Raw genomic sequence first — 14,963 nt, forward strand, 5'->3', positions numbered from 1 at the left:
TGTGCCACAGTCGGACCCCGTGACCGTGAGTGTTAGTAGTCCAACCGAGGACGACTGGTCGGGAATGCACTTCCTGGGTGCCGCAAGCTTCACCGACTTTGTCGGTGCCGAGGCAGCGAACGCGTTGCGTGCGTTGGTGCCCGACGGCGGGGCCGTGGTGGCCCGGGATGGCCGCGATGTCGTCGGCATGGCGTTGTATCTGGACCTGCGGCTGACGGTGCCCGGTGGTGCCGTGCTGCCGACCGCGGGTCTCAGCTTTGTCGCGGTCGCACCGACCCACCGCCGGCGCGGGTTGCTGCGCGCGATGTGCACCGAATTGCACTGTCGCATAGCTGATTCCGGCTATCCGATGGCAGCGCTGCATGCCAGTGAGGGCGGTATCTACGGCCGATTCGGCTACGGGCCCGCCACGATCCTGCACGAGCTGACGGTCGATCGGCGACGCGCCGGCTTCCATGCCGATGCCCCGGGCGCGGGGGCGGTCCGGTTGGTTAGGCCCGCCGAACATCGCGGTGAGTTCGAGGCGATCTACGAACGCTGGCGCAAGCAGGTGCCGGGCGGGCTGCTGCGTCCGAAGGTGCTCTGGGACGGCGTGCTGACCGAGCGGCAGCCCGCGGAGCGCGAGTCCTTTGCGTTATTGCATCCCCACGGCTACGCGCTGTATCGGGTGGACAGCACCGATCTCAAACTGGCGCGTGTCGACGAGCTCAGGGCCGTCACCGCCGATGCGCACGCTGCGCTGTGGCGAGCTTTGCTTGGGCTCGACTCCATGGAGCGGGTCAGCATCATCACCCGCCCTGATGACCCGCTGCCTTTTCTGCTAACCGATACTCGACTGGCCCGCACTACCTGGCGCCAGGACGGGCTGTGGCTGCGGATCATGGATGTGCCGGCCACACTCGAGGCGCGCAGTTATGCCGGGGAACTAACCGCGGTGCTTGAGGTATCCGACGCCGGCCGATTCGCGCTGGAGATCCGTGACGGCTACGCGCGTTGCACGCCGACCGATGCACCGGCCGAGATCGAGATGGGTCTGGATGTCCTGGGCAGTCTGTATCTGGGCGTGCACCGGGCCTCGACCTTCGCAGCAGCAAACCGACTGCGCGCCACGGATTCCCAGCTGGTTCGTTGCGTCGATGCGGCGTTTGCCAGCGATGTCCCCGCCGAGACCGCCTTCGAGTTCTAAAGGCATCGGCGGGCTCCGAAATCACATGCGCCACACGAGTACTGGGGGTCGTGGCGTCAACCGGGCTCGTCGTCTTCGTTGCGGAGGAATCGTTCCGGGTGATGGTAGGGGTTGGTTCGGGGCTGTCCGTGGTCGAGGTGGGCCGGTGGAGTCCATTCGGTGTCGCCTTGGGCGTCGTTGCGGGTGGTCCAGCCCTTTTCGATGAGTCTGTTGTCGGGCCCGCAGGCCAGGGTGAGGTCGTCGATATCGGTGCGGCCGGTGGTGGCCCAGCCTTGGACGTGGTGGACTTTGCGGATCTCGCGCATGTGGCCTTCGCCGATCAGCCCTTGGCGTTGGGCGGCTGCGGTCGCGGTCAATTGGGGTGCCAACCGCTCACCGGTGAGGGCCCGGCGTTCCCCGAGATCGGCCGCTTCGACGATCCGCCGGCCCGCCTCGGCCTTGGTGATGCGTAACCTGTTGGCCAGCGCGAAGCGCAGCTTGCCGCCTAGTTCTTCGTCGCTAGCCTGCGCGTCGAGCTGATTGATCAAGGCGTGCTGGGCCACCGGCAGCCGGCGTGCCACTTGTTCTAAGCGTTCCAAGGCTCGCAATCGTTCGGGGGTGGTGAACGCGTCAAAGGTCAGCTCGCACAAGCGATCCACCTCAGCGTCGAGCGCGTCGAAGACCTCGACGATCTCTTCACGACTGCTCGAACCCATGCGTCGAATTTTACGAACGGCCACCGACAACAATCGTCAAGATGTGACCACTGAAGCTACAGTGACACAAGGGATTACAGAGATTTTGGCGCTGGCCGCTGGAGGCGACGAAACCGAAACGACCCGACTCTGCTTGGGAGTAAGGCTATCTAGCTAAAGCCTGGCCAAATCGTAGTCAGCGATGTGATCGATGAGGACCTGCAGGTGATCGTGCGTAGACCCTAGGGTGTGCTCGATCGCGGTGAGCCGGGCCGCGTAGTGGCCGACCGGATACTCCGCGGTCATTCCGATGCCACCATGCAGCTGAATCGCCTCCTGCCCGATATGCCGGCCCGATCGACCGATCTGCAGCTTGGCGCGCGACGCGATCAGCGGATCGAAGTTGCCGTCGGCAATCGACATCGCGGCGTAAAGGTTCATGCTGCGCGCCAATTCCAGCGACACATACATATCGGCGGCACGCTGGGTGAGCGCTTGGAACTTATTCAACGTGACGCCGAACTGCTTGCGCGTCTTGAGGTAATCGGTAGTCAGGCGAAGCGCTTCCTCCATGGCGCCGACCGCTTCGGAACACAACGCGGACTGCATCCGGATGATGGCGTTCCGAATTGCAAGCGATGCGTCGACCGCGTCGCCGAGCGGTTCGGCCGGTGTTTGGTCCAGGTCGATTTGAGCGCCGCGCTGGCCGTCGAAGGTGCGATAGGCGTTACGGGCGCCAGCTTGGCCGTCGACCAGGAACAAACCGGTGCCGCCGGCCGGCAGTGCGGCGCTGACCACTAGCGTGTCGGCGCAGTCACCAGCCAGCACCGGGTTCTTCCGCCCGCTGAGTGTCCACGAATCACCTTGCTGGACAGCATGTGTCGTGACATTATCGGCCGGCTTGCGATTGCCCGGTTCCAGGTGGGCGAACGCCAGCAGTCGTTGGCCGGCTGCCACGTCGTCGAGTAGTTGCCGCTGCGTTTCGGTGCCCAACTCGGCGATGAGGCTCCCGGGCGCCAGTGCGGCGTGCACGACGGGTTCGGGAGCCAACCGACGACCGGCCTCGGTGAGTACGACCATGATTTCGATCTGGCCCGCTTCGTCCGCGTCGAACCCGAGTCCAAGAATCCCGATGTCGGCCAGCTGACTCCAAACTTCCCGGCTCCAACCGAGTTCGGTGTCGATCACCTTGTTGCGGCTCTCGGCGTCATAGGTTCGGGAGAGCACGTCGCGGGTGGTGTCGCGAAGCAGTGTCTGTTCGTCGCTGAGCTGAAAATCCATGACTGCCTCACAATCCGAGAATGGTCGACGCGATGATGTTGCGCTGCACCTCGTTGCTGCCGCCGTAGATCGAGGTCTTGCGGTAGTTGAGGTAGTGCGGCGCGCTGGTTTGCGCCCATTGCGGTGACGCGATCGCTGCACCCTCTTGGAAGGCGTCGACCGGCAGCGCATCGGGTCCGGCCACCTCCACGAGCAGCTCGGTGGCGACTTGCTGTAGTTGGCTGCCGCGCAGTTTGAGCACCGACGACGCCGGGTTGGGCTTCCCGTCGGCGGAGTCCGAAGTCACCCGCGCTTGGGTGAGTTCCAGTGCGAGGACCTCGTTTTCGGCCTCGGCCAGCCGCGCGGCGAACAGCGGATCGTTGAGCAATCCGGTTTGTGCGGCGTGTTGTTTCACCTCGGCAAGGCGCACTTTGGTTCGGCCCACCCCGGCGATGCCGGTGCGCTCGTTGCCCAGCAGGAACTTCGCGTACGTCCAGCCCTGATTCTCCTGTCCGACAAGCTGATCGGCGGGTACTCGAACATCGGAGAAGAACACCTCGTTGACTTCGTGGCCGCCGTCGATGGTCTTGATCGGCCGCAGCGTGATGCCGGGCGTCGCCATGTCGATGAGCAGGAACGAGATGCCGGCCTGGCGTTTGGGCGCTTGCGGGTCGGTGCGGACCAGGCAGAAGATCCAGTCGGCGTGCTGGCCCAGCGTCGTCCATGTCTTCTGCCCGTTGACGACGTAGCTGTCGCCGTCGCGGACCGCGGTCGTGCGAAGCGAAGCGAGATCGGAGCCGGCTTCGGGCTCGGAGAACCCCTGACACCACCAGATGTCGATGCTGGCCGTCGGCGGTAGGAACCGTTGCTTGATCTCCTGCGACCCGAATTCGGCGATCACCGGGCCGACCATCTTGGCGTTGAAGTTCAGTGGCTCCGGGACGCACGCCAGTTGCATCTCGTCGGCCCACATCTGGTGCTGGATGGGCGTCCAGTCCTTGCCGCCCCACTCGACGGGCCAGTTGGGTACTGCGAGCCCATGCTCGTGCAGGATTTTATGGCTGGTGACGATCTGGTCCTTGGTCAGCGAGTCGCCCTGACGCACCTGCTCGCGGATCTCAGCGGGGATCTGCGTGGTGTAAAAGGTGCGCAGCTCGTCGCGGAAGGTGGCTTCGTCGGGTGTGAGCGCCAGCTTCATAGGCAGCCTCCTCTTTCGGTGTGACGACCGGGCCGGCGCCTCCGCCGCGGGACCAACCCGCGTTCCGGGCACCGGCCGCAGTGTTGCTCTGCACGTTAGGCGCCGAGGGCGGTCGATAGTTAACCGGGTCGGGTACGGCCTGCGTCACCAGACTTATGCCCAGATCCGAATTGGTCCACAGCAGCCGCTCTCGCGCCTGTGGCTGAGAAGGTTTTGGCGCTCGTCGCACCTACGGTCGGGGCATGCGAACAGAACCTCCCGCCGAGCGACTGCGCCGGCGACTCGATGCGGACGCGCACGCCGACCCCGATGCGGTCGAATCCGAAGACGACGCCGAGGACGATCCGAACTCCCTGCTGCCGCGCTGGCTTCCGGACACCGCTCGTGGTCAGGGCTGGCTGGCCAAGGTGCGCGCCGATCCCGGCCGTGCCGGTGCCATCGCGCTGGCCGCGGTAGCCGCCCTCGCGGTGCTGGTCACCGTGTTCACCTTGGTGCGCGACCGGCCGGCGCCGGTCATGTCGGCCAAACTTCCGCCGGTAGAACGGGTTTCGTCGACGGGTCCAAAGTCGTCGACGACTGCCGGTGCCGGCCCGGATCGGCCGGTGGTGATCAGCGTGGTCGGACTGGTGCGCAAGCCCGGCCTGGTCACCCTGGCACCGGGCGCACGGATCGCCGATGCGTTACAGGCCGCCGGTGGTGCCATCGATGGCGCGGACACCATCGGATTGAACATGGCCCGTCAGCTCGGTGACGGCGAGCAGATCGTGGTCGGGCTCGCCCCAATTTCGGGGCAGCCGACGGCACTCGGCAGCTCGGTCACCACAGGCAGCGTCAGCGGGCCGGCATCGGGGCCAGCGACCACGTCGGGCCGGGTGAAGACACCCCCGAAACCAGCTGACGCGCTCGACCTCAACACCGCCACCGTGGAGCAACTGGACGCCTTGCCCGGTGTCGGGCCGGTCACCGCCGCCGCGATCGTTGCGTGGCGGCAGGCCAACGGCAAGTTCACCAGCGTCGACCAGCTCGCCGATGTCGACGGCATTGGTCCGGCGCGGCTCGACAAGCTTCGTGCCCTGGTCCGTGTCTGACACCGGTGCGCCACGCTGTCGGCAGTCAAGTGGTGCAGCTGGATGTCCGCCTGGTCCCGGCCGCACTTACCAGCTGGCTTGTCACCGCCGCCGGAACCGTGTGGCCGATCGGCGGCGCGATGGCCGAGTGCTGCGTCGGGCTGGGCACCGCTTCGGGCGCGCTGTGGTGGTGGGCGGCGCGCTGGCCGCGGCGAGCTGGACTGCTGTCCGCTATCAGCGGCGGCCTGGTGGCGATAAGTGTGGTGGGCGCGGGGTACGGGCTAGCGATCGCATTGCGCGCCGACGCGATCGGTCGCCACCCCATTGCCGCTGCGTTCGGAACCACGGCCCCGGTGACGGTTACCCCCAGCGAAAGCGCGCTGTCGCTGGGTCGCGGCCGGTTGATGTTCCGCGCAACCATGCACCGTCTGTACGACGACGAGATATCAGGTCGCGTAGTGGTTTTCGCGCGAGCTTCGGAATTCGGCGAGCTGATGGTTGGCCAGCCGATGCGGTTCATGGCGAGCATCGCCCGCCCGACCCGCCATGACCTGACGGTCGCGGTGCTCAATGCGACAGGCCGGCCGACCCAGGGCCAAGCCGGGCCGCCGCAGCGGGCGGCTCACACCGTGCGCAGCCGGTTCGCCACGGCCGTTCGCCAGGTGTTGCCTGCTGATCAGGCGGCGATGCTGCCCGCCCTGGTTCTCGGTGATACCGCTACGGTTACTGCCGGGACCAGCGCAGAGTTCCGGGCCGCGGGGATGACGCACCTGACGGCGGTCTCGGGGGCCAACGTCACGATCGTGTGCGCGGCGGTGCTGTTCTCGGCGCGCTTGATCGGGCCGCGTGCGGCGGTGGGCCTCGCGGCCGTCGCACTGGTGGCTTTCGTCACTGTGGTGCAGCCGACGCCAAGCGTGTTGCGCGCCGCGTTGATGGGCGCCATCGCGCTGGCGGCGATGCTGACTTCGCGTCGGCGGCAAGCGATTCCGGCGCTGGCGGCTACGGTGTTGGTAGTGATGGCCGCGGCGCCGCAGTTGGCCGTTGATATCGGCTTCGCGTTGTCCGTGGTCGCGACTGCCGCACTGGTCACCATCGCTCCCGTGTGGTCGCGCCGCCTGGTCGGGCGAGGCTGCCCGAAGCCGCTGGCGGATGCGCTCGCTGTCGCGGGAGCGGCGCAGGTGGTGACCGCTCCGTTGACCGCTGCCATCTCCGGCCGGTTCAGCCTGGTGGCCGTGGTGGCCAATCTCGCGGTGGCGGCCGCAATTCCGCCGATCACCGTGCTGGGCAGCGCTGCCGCGGTGCTGGTCGTCCCATGGCCGGCGGCAGCGCAGGTGCTGATCCGCTTTACCGGGCCCGAAGTCTGGTGGGTGTTGCGTATTGCGCACTGGGCGGCCGCCGTGCCCGGGGCAACGGTGCCGGTTCCCGCGGGTGTGCCCGGGCTACTGGTGGTCGGTGGCGTCACGGTGGTCGTGGTTGCGATGTGGCGGTGGCGGTGGTTTCGAACGGTGCTCGCTTCCGCAGTGGTCGTTGCCATCGGTTGCCAGCTGGCCTGGTCCGTCTCAGGCGTCGTCGGACCGTCGTGACACCATCGGTGGGTGAGCGATGAATCGCCTTTGCACCTCGTGCTCGGAGATGAGGAACTGCTGGTTGAGCGGGCCGTGGGGGAGGTGCTGCGATCGGCCCGGGAGCGGGCAGGCACCGACGACATACCGGTGAGCCGGATGCGGGCGGGTGACGTCAGTACGTATGAGCTCGCCGAGCTGCTGAGCCCGTCACTATTCGCCGAGGAGCGGATCGTCGTGCTGGAAGCCGCCGGCGACGCGGGCAAGGAGGCTGCGGCGTTGATCGCTTCGGCCGCCGCCGATATCCCGGCCAGCACGGTGCTGGTGGTGGTGCACTCGGGCGGCGGGCGGGCCAAGGCTCTGGCCGGCGAGTTGCGGTCCCTGGGTGCGCAGGTGCATGCGTGTGCGCGGATAACCAAAGCCAGCGAACGCGCCGATTTCGTCCGCACCGAGTTTCGCTCGTCGCGCATCAAGGTCGATGAGGAGACGGTGACCGCCCTGCTGGACGCCGTTGGCTCCGACATCCGCGAACTGGCCGCGGCCTGTTCCCAGCTGGTGGCCGACACGGGCGGGGCTGTCGATGCCGCCGCGGTCCGGCGCTACCACAGCGGCAAGGCCGAGGTGAAGGGCTTCGACATCGCCGACAAGGCGGTGGCCGGCGATGTGGCAGGAGCCGCGGAGGCGTTGCGGTGGGCAATGCTGCGCGGCGAGCCGCTCGTGGTGTTGGCCGATGCGCTGGCCGAAGCCGTGCACACCATTGGGCGGGTCGGGCCGTTATCCGGCGACCCGTATCGACTGGCCGCGCAACTAGGGATGCCGCCGTGGCGAGTGCAGAAGGCTCAAAAACAGGCCCGGCGTTGGTCGCGTGACACGGTGGCAACCGCGATGAAACTGGTGGCTGAGCTCAACGCCAACGTCAAGGGGGCCGCCGCGGACGCGGACTATGCGCTGGAATCCGCGGTCAGAAAGGTGGCCGAACTGGTGGCCAACCGGAACTAACGGTCAGCCGAGCTTGTTGAGTGCCCGCGCCAGGGCCGATTTCTTGTTGGCCGCCTGGTTCTTGTGGATCACGCCCTTGCTGGCCGCCTTGTCCAGCTTGCGGCTTGTCGATACCAGCAGTTCCGCGGCCTTTTCCTTGTCGCCGGTGTGGGCAGCCTCACGGAACGCGCGGACCGCGGTGCGAAGTGAGGACTTCACCGACTTGTTGCGCAGTCGGGCGCGCTCGTTCGTGCGGTTGCGCTTCTGCTGCGACTTGATGTTGGCCACGCGAGTGTTCCCTTTTTCGAGTTGAAGTTCATTTCGGCTGACAGCGACTGCCCAGGTTATCAGTCGGTTACGTTTTCGCCCAAAAGCGGAGCCTCTGGCCTGCCGGAATGTCGATTTGAGGCAGCATGTCACAGGTGAGCCTCTCAAACCCGCTCGAAGCGACCAGGCGGCGGTCACCTGCCCGTTCGGAACGCATCTTCGACGGCTACAACAAGTCGGACGGTTACTCGATGGCCTTCGACGAGATGTTCGATGCGCAGGGTAATGTCCGCGGCCCGTACAAGGGCATCTACGCCGAGCTGGCGCCCTCCGACGCCTCAGAGCTCAAGGCTCGGGCCGACGCTCTGGGCCGCGCGTTCATCGACCAGGGGATCACGTTTTCGCTCTCTGGTAAGGAACGGCCGTTCCCGCTGGATCTGGTGCCGCGGGTCATCTCGGCCGCCGAGTGGACCAGGCTGGAGCGCGGCATCATTCAGCGTGTCAAGGCCCTCGAGATGTATCTCGACGACATCTACGGCGACCAGGAGATTCTGCGCGACGGCGTCATCCCGCATCGGTTGGTGACCTCCTGCGAGCATTTCCACCGCCAGGCGGTGGGCATCGTCCCGCCTAATGGGGTACGCATCCATGTGGCCGGCATCGACGTCATTCGCGATGACCGCGGCGACTTCCGGGTTCTCGAGGACAACCTGCGCTCGCCCTCGGGGGTGTCATATGTCATGGAGAACCGGCGCACCATGGCGCGGGTCTTCCCGAACCTGTTCGCCACTCATCGGGTGCGCGCGGTCGACGACTACGCGTCACATCTGCTGCGGGCGCTGCGCAACTCGGCGGCCACCAACGAGGCGGATCCCACAGTGGTGGTGCTGACCCCGGGTGTGTACAACTCGGCCTATTTCGAGCATTCGCTGCTGGCCAGACAGATGGGTGTCGAGCTAGTCGAAGGCCGCGACCTGTTTTGCCGGGACAACCAGGTGTACATGCGGACCACCGAGGGGGAACGTCAGGTCGACGTCATCTACCGGCGCATCGACGACGCCTTCCTCGACCCGCTGCAATTCCGCGCCGACTCGGTGCTCGGCGTGGCCGGTCTGGTCAACGCCGCGCGCGCCGGCAACGTCGTCATCTCGAGTTCGATTGGCAACGGTGTGGGCGACGACAAACTCGTCTACACCTACGTGCCAACCATGATCGAGTACTACCTGCGCGAAAAGCCGCTACTGGCCAACGTCGAGACATTGCGGTGCTGGCTCGACGATGAGCGCGAGGAAGTGCTGGACCGCATCCGGGAATTGGTCCTCAAGCCGGTCGAGGGGTCCGGTGGTTACGGCATCGTGTTCGGCCCGGAAGCCTCCCAGAAGGAACTGGCTGCCGTCAGCAAGAAGATCCGCGACGATCCCCGAAGCTGGATCGCGCAGCCGATGATGGAACTGTCAACCGTGCCGACCCGGATCGAAGGCACATTGTCGCCCCGCTACGTCGACCTGAGGCCGTTCGCGGTCAACGACGGCAACGACGTGTGGGTGCTGCCCGGCGGCTTGACTCGGGTCGCGCTGGTGGAGGGATCCCGGGTGGTCAACTCCAGCCAGGGCGGTGGATCCAAGGACACGTGGGTCCTGGCGCCGCGTGCGTCGATGGGCGCCCACGAGCTGGGGGCTGCCGAGGTGGTTCGTTCGCTGCCGCGGAACATGTCCGAGCAGACGCTGGACAGTTCGCGTCCGGCCCAGCAGCAGCTACAACAGATTCATCCGCCACAAGGCGAACAACCTCAGCAACAACAACAGCAGAAGGTGTTCCACTAATGCTGGCCCGCAATGCCGAAGCACTGTATTGGATCGGACGTTACGTCGAGCGCGCCGACGACACCGCGCGCATCCTCGACGTCGCTGTGCACCAGTTGCTCGAGGATTCCAGCGTCGATCCCGATCAGGCCTCGCGGTTGCTGCTGCGAGTGCTGGGCATCGAGCCCCCGGATCACCGGCTCGACGTCTGGTCTTTGACCGACCTGGTGGCGTTCAACCCCAATACCGAAGGCGGCTGTTCCATCGTCGACGCGATCTCGGCGGCGCGCGAAAACGCAAGGTCAGCAAGGGAAGTCACGTCCAGTGAGACCTGGGAGTGCATCAACACCACCTATCACGCTCTCCCCGAGCGCGAGCGGGCCGCCAAACGCCTTGGGCCGCATGAATTTCTGTCGTTCGTCGAGGGCCGCGCGGCGATGTTCGCCGGCCTGGCCGACTCGACGCTCTCCCGTGATGACGGATACCGGTTCATGGTGCTGGGCCGTGCGATCGAGCGGGTCGACATGACGGTACGGCTGTTGTTGTCACGGGTGGGGGACAGCGCGTCGTCGCCGGCGTGGGTGACGCTGCTGCGCTCGGCGGGCGCGCACGACACCTACCTTCGCACCTACCGTGGTGCGCTCGACGCGGGCCGGGTGGTGGAGTTCATGATGCTGGATCGGCTTTTCCCGCGCTCGGTCTACTACTCGCTGAAGTTGGCCGAACACAACCTCGACGAATTGATGCACAATCCGCAGAGCCGCATCGGGGCCACTACCGAGGCCCAGCGCTTGCTGGGGCAGGCGCGCAGCGGACTGGAATTCGTGCAACCCGGCGTCCTGCTCGAATCGCTGGAAAACCGATTGGCGGGCTTGCAGAGAACTTGCCGCGATGTCGGAGATGCATTGGCGCTGCAGTACTTTCACGCAGCGCCATGGGTGGCGTGGTCGGATGCCGGCCAACGCGGCCAATTGGTCACCGGGCAAGGAGACCTCTGATGTGGCGGATGCGGGTGGGGCACACTACCGGATATGCCTACCAGTCGCCGGTCACTGCTTCTTACAACGAGGCCCGGCTGACCCCGCGTTCCAACACTCGGCAAAACGTGATCCTCAATCGTGTCGAAACCATCCCGGCCACCCGCTCCTACCGCTACATCGACTATTGGGGTACCGCGGTGACGGCTTTTGACCTGCATGCGCCGCACACCGAACTGACGGTGACGTCCTCGTCGGTCGTCGAGACCGAGCGACCCGAGCCGCCTGCAGCGAAGGCCACCTGGGCTGACCTGGAATCGGCGGCGGTGATCGACCGGTTCGACGAAGTGCTGCGCCCAACCCCGCACACCCCGGCAAGCAAACGTGTTGCGGCCGTGGGCAAGCGGATCATGAAATACCACGAACCCGCCGACGCCGTCGTGGCCGCAGCCCGGTGGGCGCGCAGCGAAATGGATTACCTTCCGGGTACCACCGGCGTGCACTCGTCCGGCCTGGATGCGCTGGACCAAGGCAAGGGCGTCTGTCAGGATTTCGCACATCTGTCACTGATTGTGTTGCGCAGCATGGGAATTCCCGGACGTTACGTGTCAGGGTATCTGCACCCCAAGAGCGACGCCGCGATCGGCAAAACGGTAGAGGGGCGCAGCCACGCGTGGATTCAGGCCTGGACCGGAGGCTGGTGGAACTACGACCCCACCAATGAAACCGAGATCAGCGAGCAATACATCAGCGTGGGTGTTGGCCGTGACTACACCGACGTGTCTCCACTGAAAGGCATTTACTCCGGGCTTGGGGTGACCGATCTGGATGTGGACGTGGAGATCACTCGGCTGGCGTAGCGATCGCCAGCCGGGAAGGCCCGGTTGGCCGAAGAGCGACCCTCCGGGCTCCGCCGAGTCCACCGGGGCCGCCGTTGCCGCACAGGATGCCGCCCGCGCGCCGGGTTGCCCCACACCGCCGACGGTTCAGCCGTCGGCGCCGTCGCCGATGTTCGGCCGGCCCAGCAGTGCTTGGGCTGGCGCATTGATCGCCGCGAGCAGGCTCTGCTGGACATTGGCGGCCTCGGCGCTGGCATATGCGCCAGCGTTGTTGGTTAGGGTCTGCACAATCTGGTCGTGTACTGCGGCCATTTGGGTACCGATCGCCTGGTAGCTCTGAGCGTGCGAGCCAAGCAGTGCGGCGACGGCCGCGGAAACCTGATCGGCGGCGGCTGCCGGTATGGCGGTCGTTTGGGCGGCTGCGATTGCGTTGGCATCTGCGATCGTCGACCCAATTCCGGCCAGATCGGCCGCTTTGGCCAGGATCGCGTCTGGTCCGATTATCACGAATGACATCTGTCACCTCCGCGACCTCAAGATACCCAGCCAACCCCGGGGCTAGGCGTGGTGCTAATCCTACGGGCTGCCGTTATTGCCCGCCGGCCAAAACAGCCATCCGGAGGTGCCGCCGGGACCGCCGGCGCCGCCGTCGACACCGTTTCCGCCGCCGCCGCCATTGCCGAGCAATGCGCCGCCGTGCCCACGCATCCGACGAGTTCATCGTCTTGGACAATGTAGACAGGTGTCAACTTTGTGAATATGCTCTGGGCGATTGTGTGTTCTTTTGCTCGGAGGTTGTTGTGTCGTCGCATGGGTTGGTGACTCCTGAGGCGTTTGCGGCCGCGGCAACGCCGGCGACGGGGTTGGCGGTGCCCGCCGGTGACGAGGCTTCGGTGGGCGTCCGCAAGCTGACGGTGGTGTCCGACCCTGCCGAATGGAACTCGGCGGAGTCGGCCGAACTCTACGGCGTCCACAACTGGGGCGCGGGCTACTTCGACATCAACGAGACGGGCGAGGTGATCTTGCGCGCGCCGGCCGACGGCAAGGTCGTCACCGTTAGCCTGATGGAAATCATCGCGGGGATGCGGCAGCGCGACCTGCAGATGCCGGTGCTGCTGCGCCTGGACAACGTCCTGGAAGCTCAGGTCGCGCTGCTGTATGACGGCTTCGCCAAGGCGATCCAGGAGAACGGCTACCAGTCCCAGTACCGCGGCGTCTTCCCGATCAAGGTCAACCAGCAGCGCTCGGTGATCGAGGAGATGGTGCGGGTAGGTGCCAGGTACGGCCACGGCTTGGAGGCGGGCTCGAAGGCCGAGCTGCTGATCGCGCTCGCGCACCTGGAGCCCGGGAACGGCTACATCGTCTGCAACGGCTACAAGGACGAGGAGTTCATAGACCTGGCGCTGCAGTCGATGCGCCTGGGCTTCAAATGCCTGATCGTGGTCGAGACGCCGACCGAGCTACCGATGATCCTTGAGTCCTCCAAGCGCCTCGGCGTGCGGCCGATGCTCGGTGTGCGCGTCAAGCTGGCCGCCAGGGTGCAAGGCCACTGGAACGAGTCGAGCGGTGACCGCAGCATCTTCGGGCTCACCACGGCGCAGATCGTCGAGCTGATCGACGAGCTACGCAACTGCGAGATGCTGGACTGCCTGCAGCTGCTGCACTATCACCTCGGCTCGCAGATCCCGAACATCGTCGACATCCGCGGCGGCATCGAGGAGGCCTGCCGCTACTACGTGGCGCTGCGCCAGGAGGGCGCGCCGCTCGGCTACCTGGACCTCGGCGGTGGCTTGGGCGTCGACTACGACGGCTCGCGGACCAACTCGAACAACTCGACGAACTACTCGCTCGACGAGTACTGCACCGAGGTGATCCAGACCATCATCAGCACGCTCGGCCCCGCCGGCGTGCAGCATCCGACCATCATCACTGAGTCGGGGCGTGCGACCGTGGCCTATTCGTCGATCCTGCTGTTCAACATCCTCGACGTCACCACGTTCGAGCCCGCCGACGCGCCGCCGACCGTGCCCGAGGACGGGCACGAGCTGGTGAAGAACCTGCGCGAGGTGCTGAACGGCATCACCGCGAAGACGGCGAAGGAAGCCTTCAACGCCGCAAGCTACTACCGCGAGGAGATCCGCCTGCTGTTCCGGCGCGGGCAGATCCGGCTGCGCTTGCTCTCGCTCGCCGAGAACATCTTCCTGCACGTGGTGCGGGTGATCGTCCGCGTGCTGCAGAAGCTGGACCATGTGCCGGCCGGCTTCGAGGGGCTCGAGGAGACGCTCGCCGACATCTATTACGGCAACTTCTCCGTGTTCCAGTCGCTGCCCGACGTCTGGGCGATCGATCAGGTGTTCCCGATCATTCCGGTGCATCGCCACAACGAGGAGCCGACGCGGCGCGCAATCCTCGCCGACATCACCTGCGACTCCGACGGCAAGATCGACAAGTTCATCGAGTCGAGCGGCCTGAAGCGCACGCTTCCCGTGCATGCCTGGAACGAAAAGCAGGAGTACTACTTTGGCGTTTTCCTGGTGGGCGCCTACCAGGAGACGCTCGGTGATCTGCACAACCTCATGGGCGACACCAATGTGGCGAGCGTGCGCGTGCACGGCGACGGCACCTTCGAATTCGTGCGCGAGATGTCGGGCGACTCCATCTCGGACGTGTTGTCCTACGTCGAACATGACCCACAGCGCGTGCTCGAGCAGCTGCCCCGCACCGCCGAGGAGGCGGTGCGCAACCAACGGATCACGCTCGCGCAGCGCCAGGAGCTGCTCGAGTCCGTCGCCGCGAGCCTGCGCGGCTACACCTACCACGAGGGAGCGGGAACATCTCGAGCGTGCTGATTGTCGGCGCCGGCCCCCTGGCGGATGGAGAGTTTGAAACCGGCGGGGCGGATCGGTCGAGGCGCCGTTCCTACGGGCTGCCGTGCTGGCCCCGGCGACCGAACAGCCATCCGGAGGTGCCGCCGGGAGCGCCGGCGCCGCCGTCGACACCGTTGCCGCCATCGCCGCCGTCGCCGATGAACTGCGCGTTCCCGCCGATACCGCCGGACCCTCCCTTGCCCGCGGTGGCGGCAACGGTGTCGACGGCGGCGCCGGCGCTCCCGGCGGCACCTCCGGATGGCTGTTCGGTCGCCGGGGCCAGCAC

Annotated in this window: 12 protein-coding genes and 3 pseudogenes; 8 read left to right on the forward strand and 7 right to left on the reverse strand. The window is 66.1% G+C overall.

Going from position 1 to position 14,963, the window contains the following annotated elements:
• Position 1: 1 nt before the first annotated feature.
• Positions 2-1,186 (forward strand): enhanced intracellular survival protein Eis, encoded by a 1,185-nt coding sequence (locus MSIMFI_RS15500; RefSeq protein WP_263597400.1) that lies wholly within the window; start codon positions 2-4, stop codon positions 1,184-1,186.
• Positions 1,187-1,476: 290 nt separating this feature from the next.
• Here MSIMFI_RS15500 and MSIMFI_RS30020 read toward each other — a convergent pair.
• The 3 genes and pseudogenes from MSIMFI_RS30020 to MSIMFI_RS15515 form a co-directional block, all read right to left on the reverse strand.
• Positions 1,477-1,881 (reverse strand): annotated as a pseudogene (locus MSIMFI_RS30020) (DUF222 domain-containing protein); the annotation flags it as partial.
• Positions 1,882-2,034: 153 nt separating this feature from the next.
• Positions 2,035-3,141 (reverse strand): acyl-CoA dehydrogenase family protein, encoded by a 1,107-nt coding sequence (locus MSIMFI_RS15510; RefSeq protein ID WP_186243867.1) that lies wholly within the window; start codon positions 3,139-3,141, stop codon positions 2,035-2,037.
• Positions 3,142-3,148: 7 nt separating this feature from the next.
• The gene (locus MSIMFI_RS15515; protein ID WP_191497866.1) at positions 3,149-4,318 is read right to left on the reverse strand and encodes an acyl-CoA dehydrogenase family protein; all 1,170 of its coding nucleotides are present in this window, start codon (positions 4,316-4,318) and stop codon (positions 3,149-3,151) included.
• A gap of 242 nt (positions 4,319-4,560) precedes the next feature.
• Between MSIMFI_RS15515 and MSIMFI_RS15520 the strand changes: the two genes are divergently transcribed.
• From MSIMFI_RS15520 to holA, 3 genes are read left to right on the forward strand one after another with little or no spacing between them, the layout of a single operon-like run.
• On the forward strand, positions 4,561-5,406 hold the full coding sequence (locus tag MSIMFI_RS15520) for a ComEA family DNA-binding protein (RefSeq protein WP_186243865.1): 846 nt from the start codon (positions 4,561-4,563) through the stop codon (positions 5,404-5,406).
• A gap of 29 nt (positions 5,407-5,435) precedes the next feature.
• Positions 5,436-6,968, forward strand: coding sequence for a ComEC/Rec2 family competence protein (locus MSIMFI_RS15525; RefSeq protein ID WP_224770271.1), 1,533 nt, complete (start codon positions 5,436-5,438; stop codon positions 6,966-6,968).
• 30 nt (positions 6,969-6,998) lie between these two features.
• Positions 6,999-7,946: a DNA polymerase III subunit delta gene (gene holA / locus MSIMFI_RS15530; RefSeq protein WP_191498212.1), complete on the forward strand. Its 948-nt coding sequence runs from the start codon at positions 6,999-7,001 to the stop codon at positions 7,944-7,946.
• Between the two features lie 3 nt (positions 7,947-7,949).
• Here the strand turns inward: holA and rpsT are convergent, their stop codons facing one another.
• Positions 7,950-8,213, reverse strand: a complete 264-nt coding sequence (rpsT, locus tag MSIMFI_RS15535; protein WP_186243864.1) for a 30S ribosomal protein S20 — start codon at positions 8,211-8,213, stop codon at positions 7,950-7,952.
• Positions 8,214-8,338: 125 nt separating this feature from the next.
• Here rpsT and MSIMFI_RS15540 point away from each other — a divergent pair, with 125 nt between their 5' ends.
• The 3 genes from MSIMFI_RS15540 to MSIMFI_RS15550 are packed head-to-tail and all read left to right on the forward strand — an operon-like array spanning position 8,339 to position 11,831.
• Complete coding sequence (locus MSIMFI_RS15540) at positions 8,339-10,015, forward strand: circularly permuted type 2 ATP-grasp protein (protein ID WP_191497867.1); 1,677 nt, start codon at positions 8,339-8,341, stop codon at positions 10,013-10,015.
• Positions 10,015-10,992, forward strand: coding sequence for an alpha-E domain-containing protein (locus MSIMFI_RS15545; protein ID WP_191497868.1), 978 nt, complete (start codon positions 10,015-10,017; stop codon positions 10,990-10,992). Before MSIMFI_RS15540 ends, MSIMFI_RS15545 begins: the two co-directional genes overlap by 1 nt.
• Complete coding sequence (locus MSIMFI_RS15550) at positions 10,992-11,831, forward strand: transglutaminase family protein (protein ID WP_191497869.1); 840 nt, start codon at positions 10,992-10,994, stop codon at positions 11,829-11,831. The genes MSIMFI_RS15545 and MSIMFI_RS15550 overlap by 1 nt, the downstream gene beginning before the upstream one ends.
• A 52-nt stretch (positions 11,832-11,883) precedes the next feature.
• On the opposite strand, the pseudogene MSIMFI_RS15555 reads toward MSIMFI_RS15550, so the two are convergent.
• Positions 11,884-12,326: pseudogene (locus MSIMFI_RS15555) on the reverse strand (PE family protein); the annotation flags it as partial.
• Positions 12,327-12,386: 60 nt separating this feature from the next.
• Complete coding sequence (locus MSIMFI_RS28970; RefSeq protein WP_263597401.1) at positions 12,387-12,518, reverse strand: hypothetical protein; 132 nt, start codon at positions 12,516-12,518, stop codon at positions 12,387-12,389.
• Between the two features lie 110 nt (positions 12,519-12,628).
• On the opposite strand from MSIMFI_RS28970, the gene speA reads away from it, so the two are divergent.
• Complete coding sequence (gene speA, locus MSIMFI_RS15560) at positions 12,629-14,659, forward strand: biosynthetic arginine decarboxylase (RefSeq protein ID WP_224770199.1); 2,031 nt, start codon at positions 12,629-12,631, stop codon at positions 14,657-14,659.
• Between the two features lie 70 nt (positions 14,660-14,729).
• On the opposite strand, the pseudogene MSIMFI_RS28190 reads toward speA, so the two are convergent.
• A pseudogene (locus MSIMFI_RS28190) lies at positions 14,730-14,963 on the reverse strand (hypothetical protein); the annotation flags it as partial.

This window comes from Mycobacterium simulans (assembly GCF_900232995.1).
Classification (GTDB): domain Bacteria; phylum Actinomycetota; class Actinomycetes; order Mycobacteriales; family Mycobacteriaceae; genus Mycobacterium; species Mycobacterium simulans.

Excerpts from the sequence above, each read along its gene's own strand:
- MSIMFI_RS15510 (WP_186243867.1), bottom strand. The coding sequence starts at position 3,141 with ATGGATTTTCAGCTCAGCGACGAACAGACACTGCTTCGCGACACCACC.
- MSIMFI_RS15515 (WP_191497866.1), bottom strand. The coding sequence starts at position 4,318 with ATGAAGCTGGCGCTCACACCCGACGAAGCCACCTTCCGCGACGAGCTG.
- MSIMFI_RS15520 (WP_186243865.1), top strand. The coding sequence starts at position 4,561 with ATGCGAACAGAACCTCCCGCCGAGCGACTGCGCCGGCGACTCGATGCG.
- MSIMFI_RS15540 (WP_191497867.1), top strand. The coding sequence starts at position 8,339 with ATGTCACAGGTGAGCCTCTCAAACCCGCTCGAAGCGACCAGGCGGCGG.
- MSIMFI_RS15545 (WP_191497868.1), top strand. The coding sequence starts at position 10,015 with ATGCTGGCCCGCAATGCCGAAGCACTGTATTGGATCGGACGTTACGTC.
- MSIMFI_RS15550 (WP_191497869.1), top strand. The coding sequence starts at position 10,992 with ATGTGGCGGATGCGGGTGGGGCACACTACCGGATATGCCTACCAGTCG.
- MSIMFI_RS28970 (WP_263597401.1), bottom strand. The coding sequence starts at position 12,518 with ATGCGTGGGCACGGCGGCGCATTGCTCGGCAATGGCGGCGGCGGCGGA.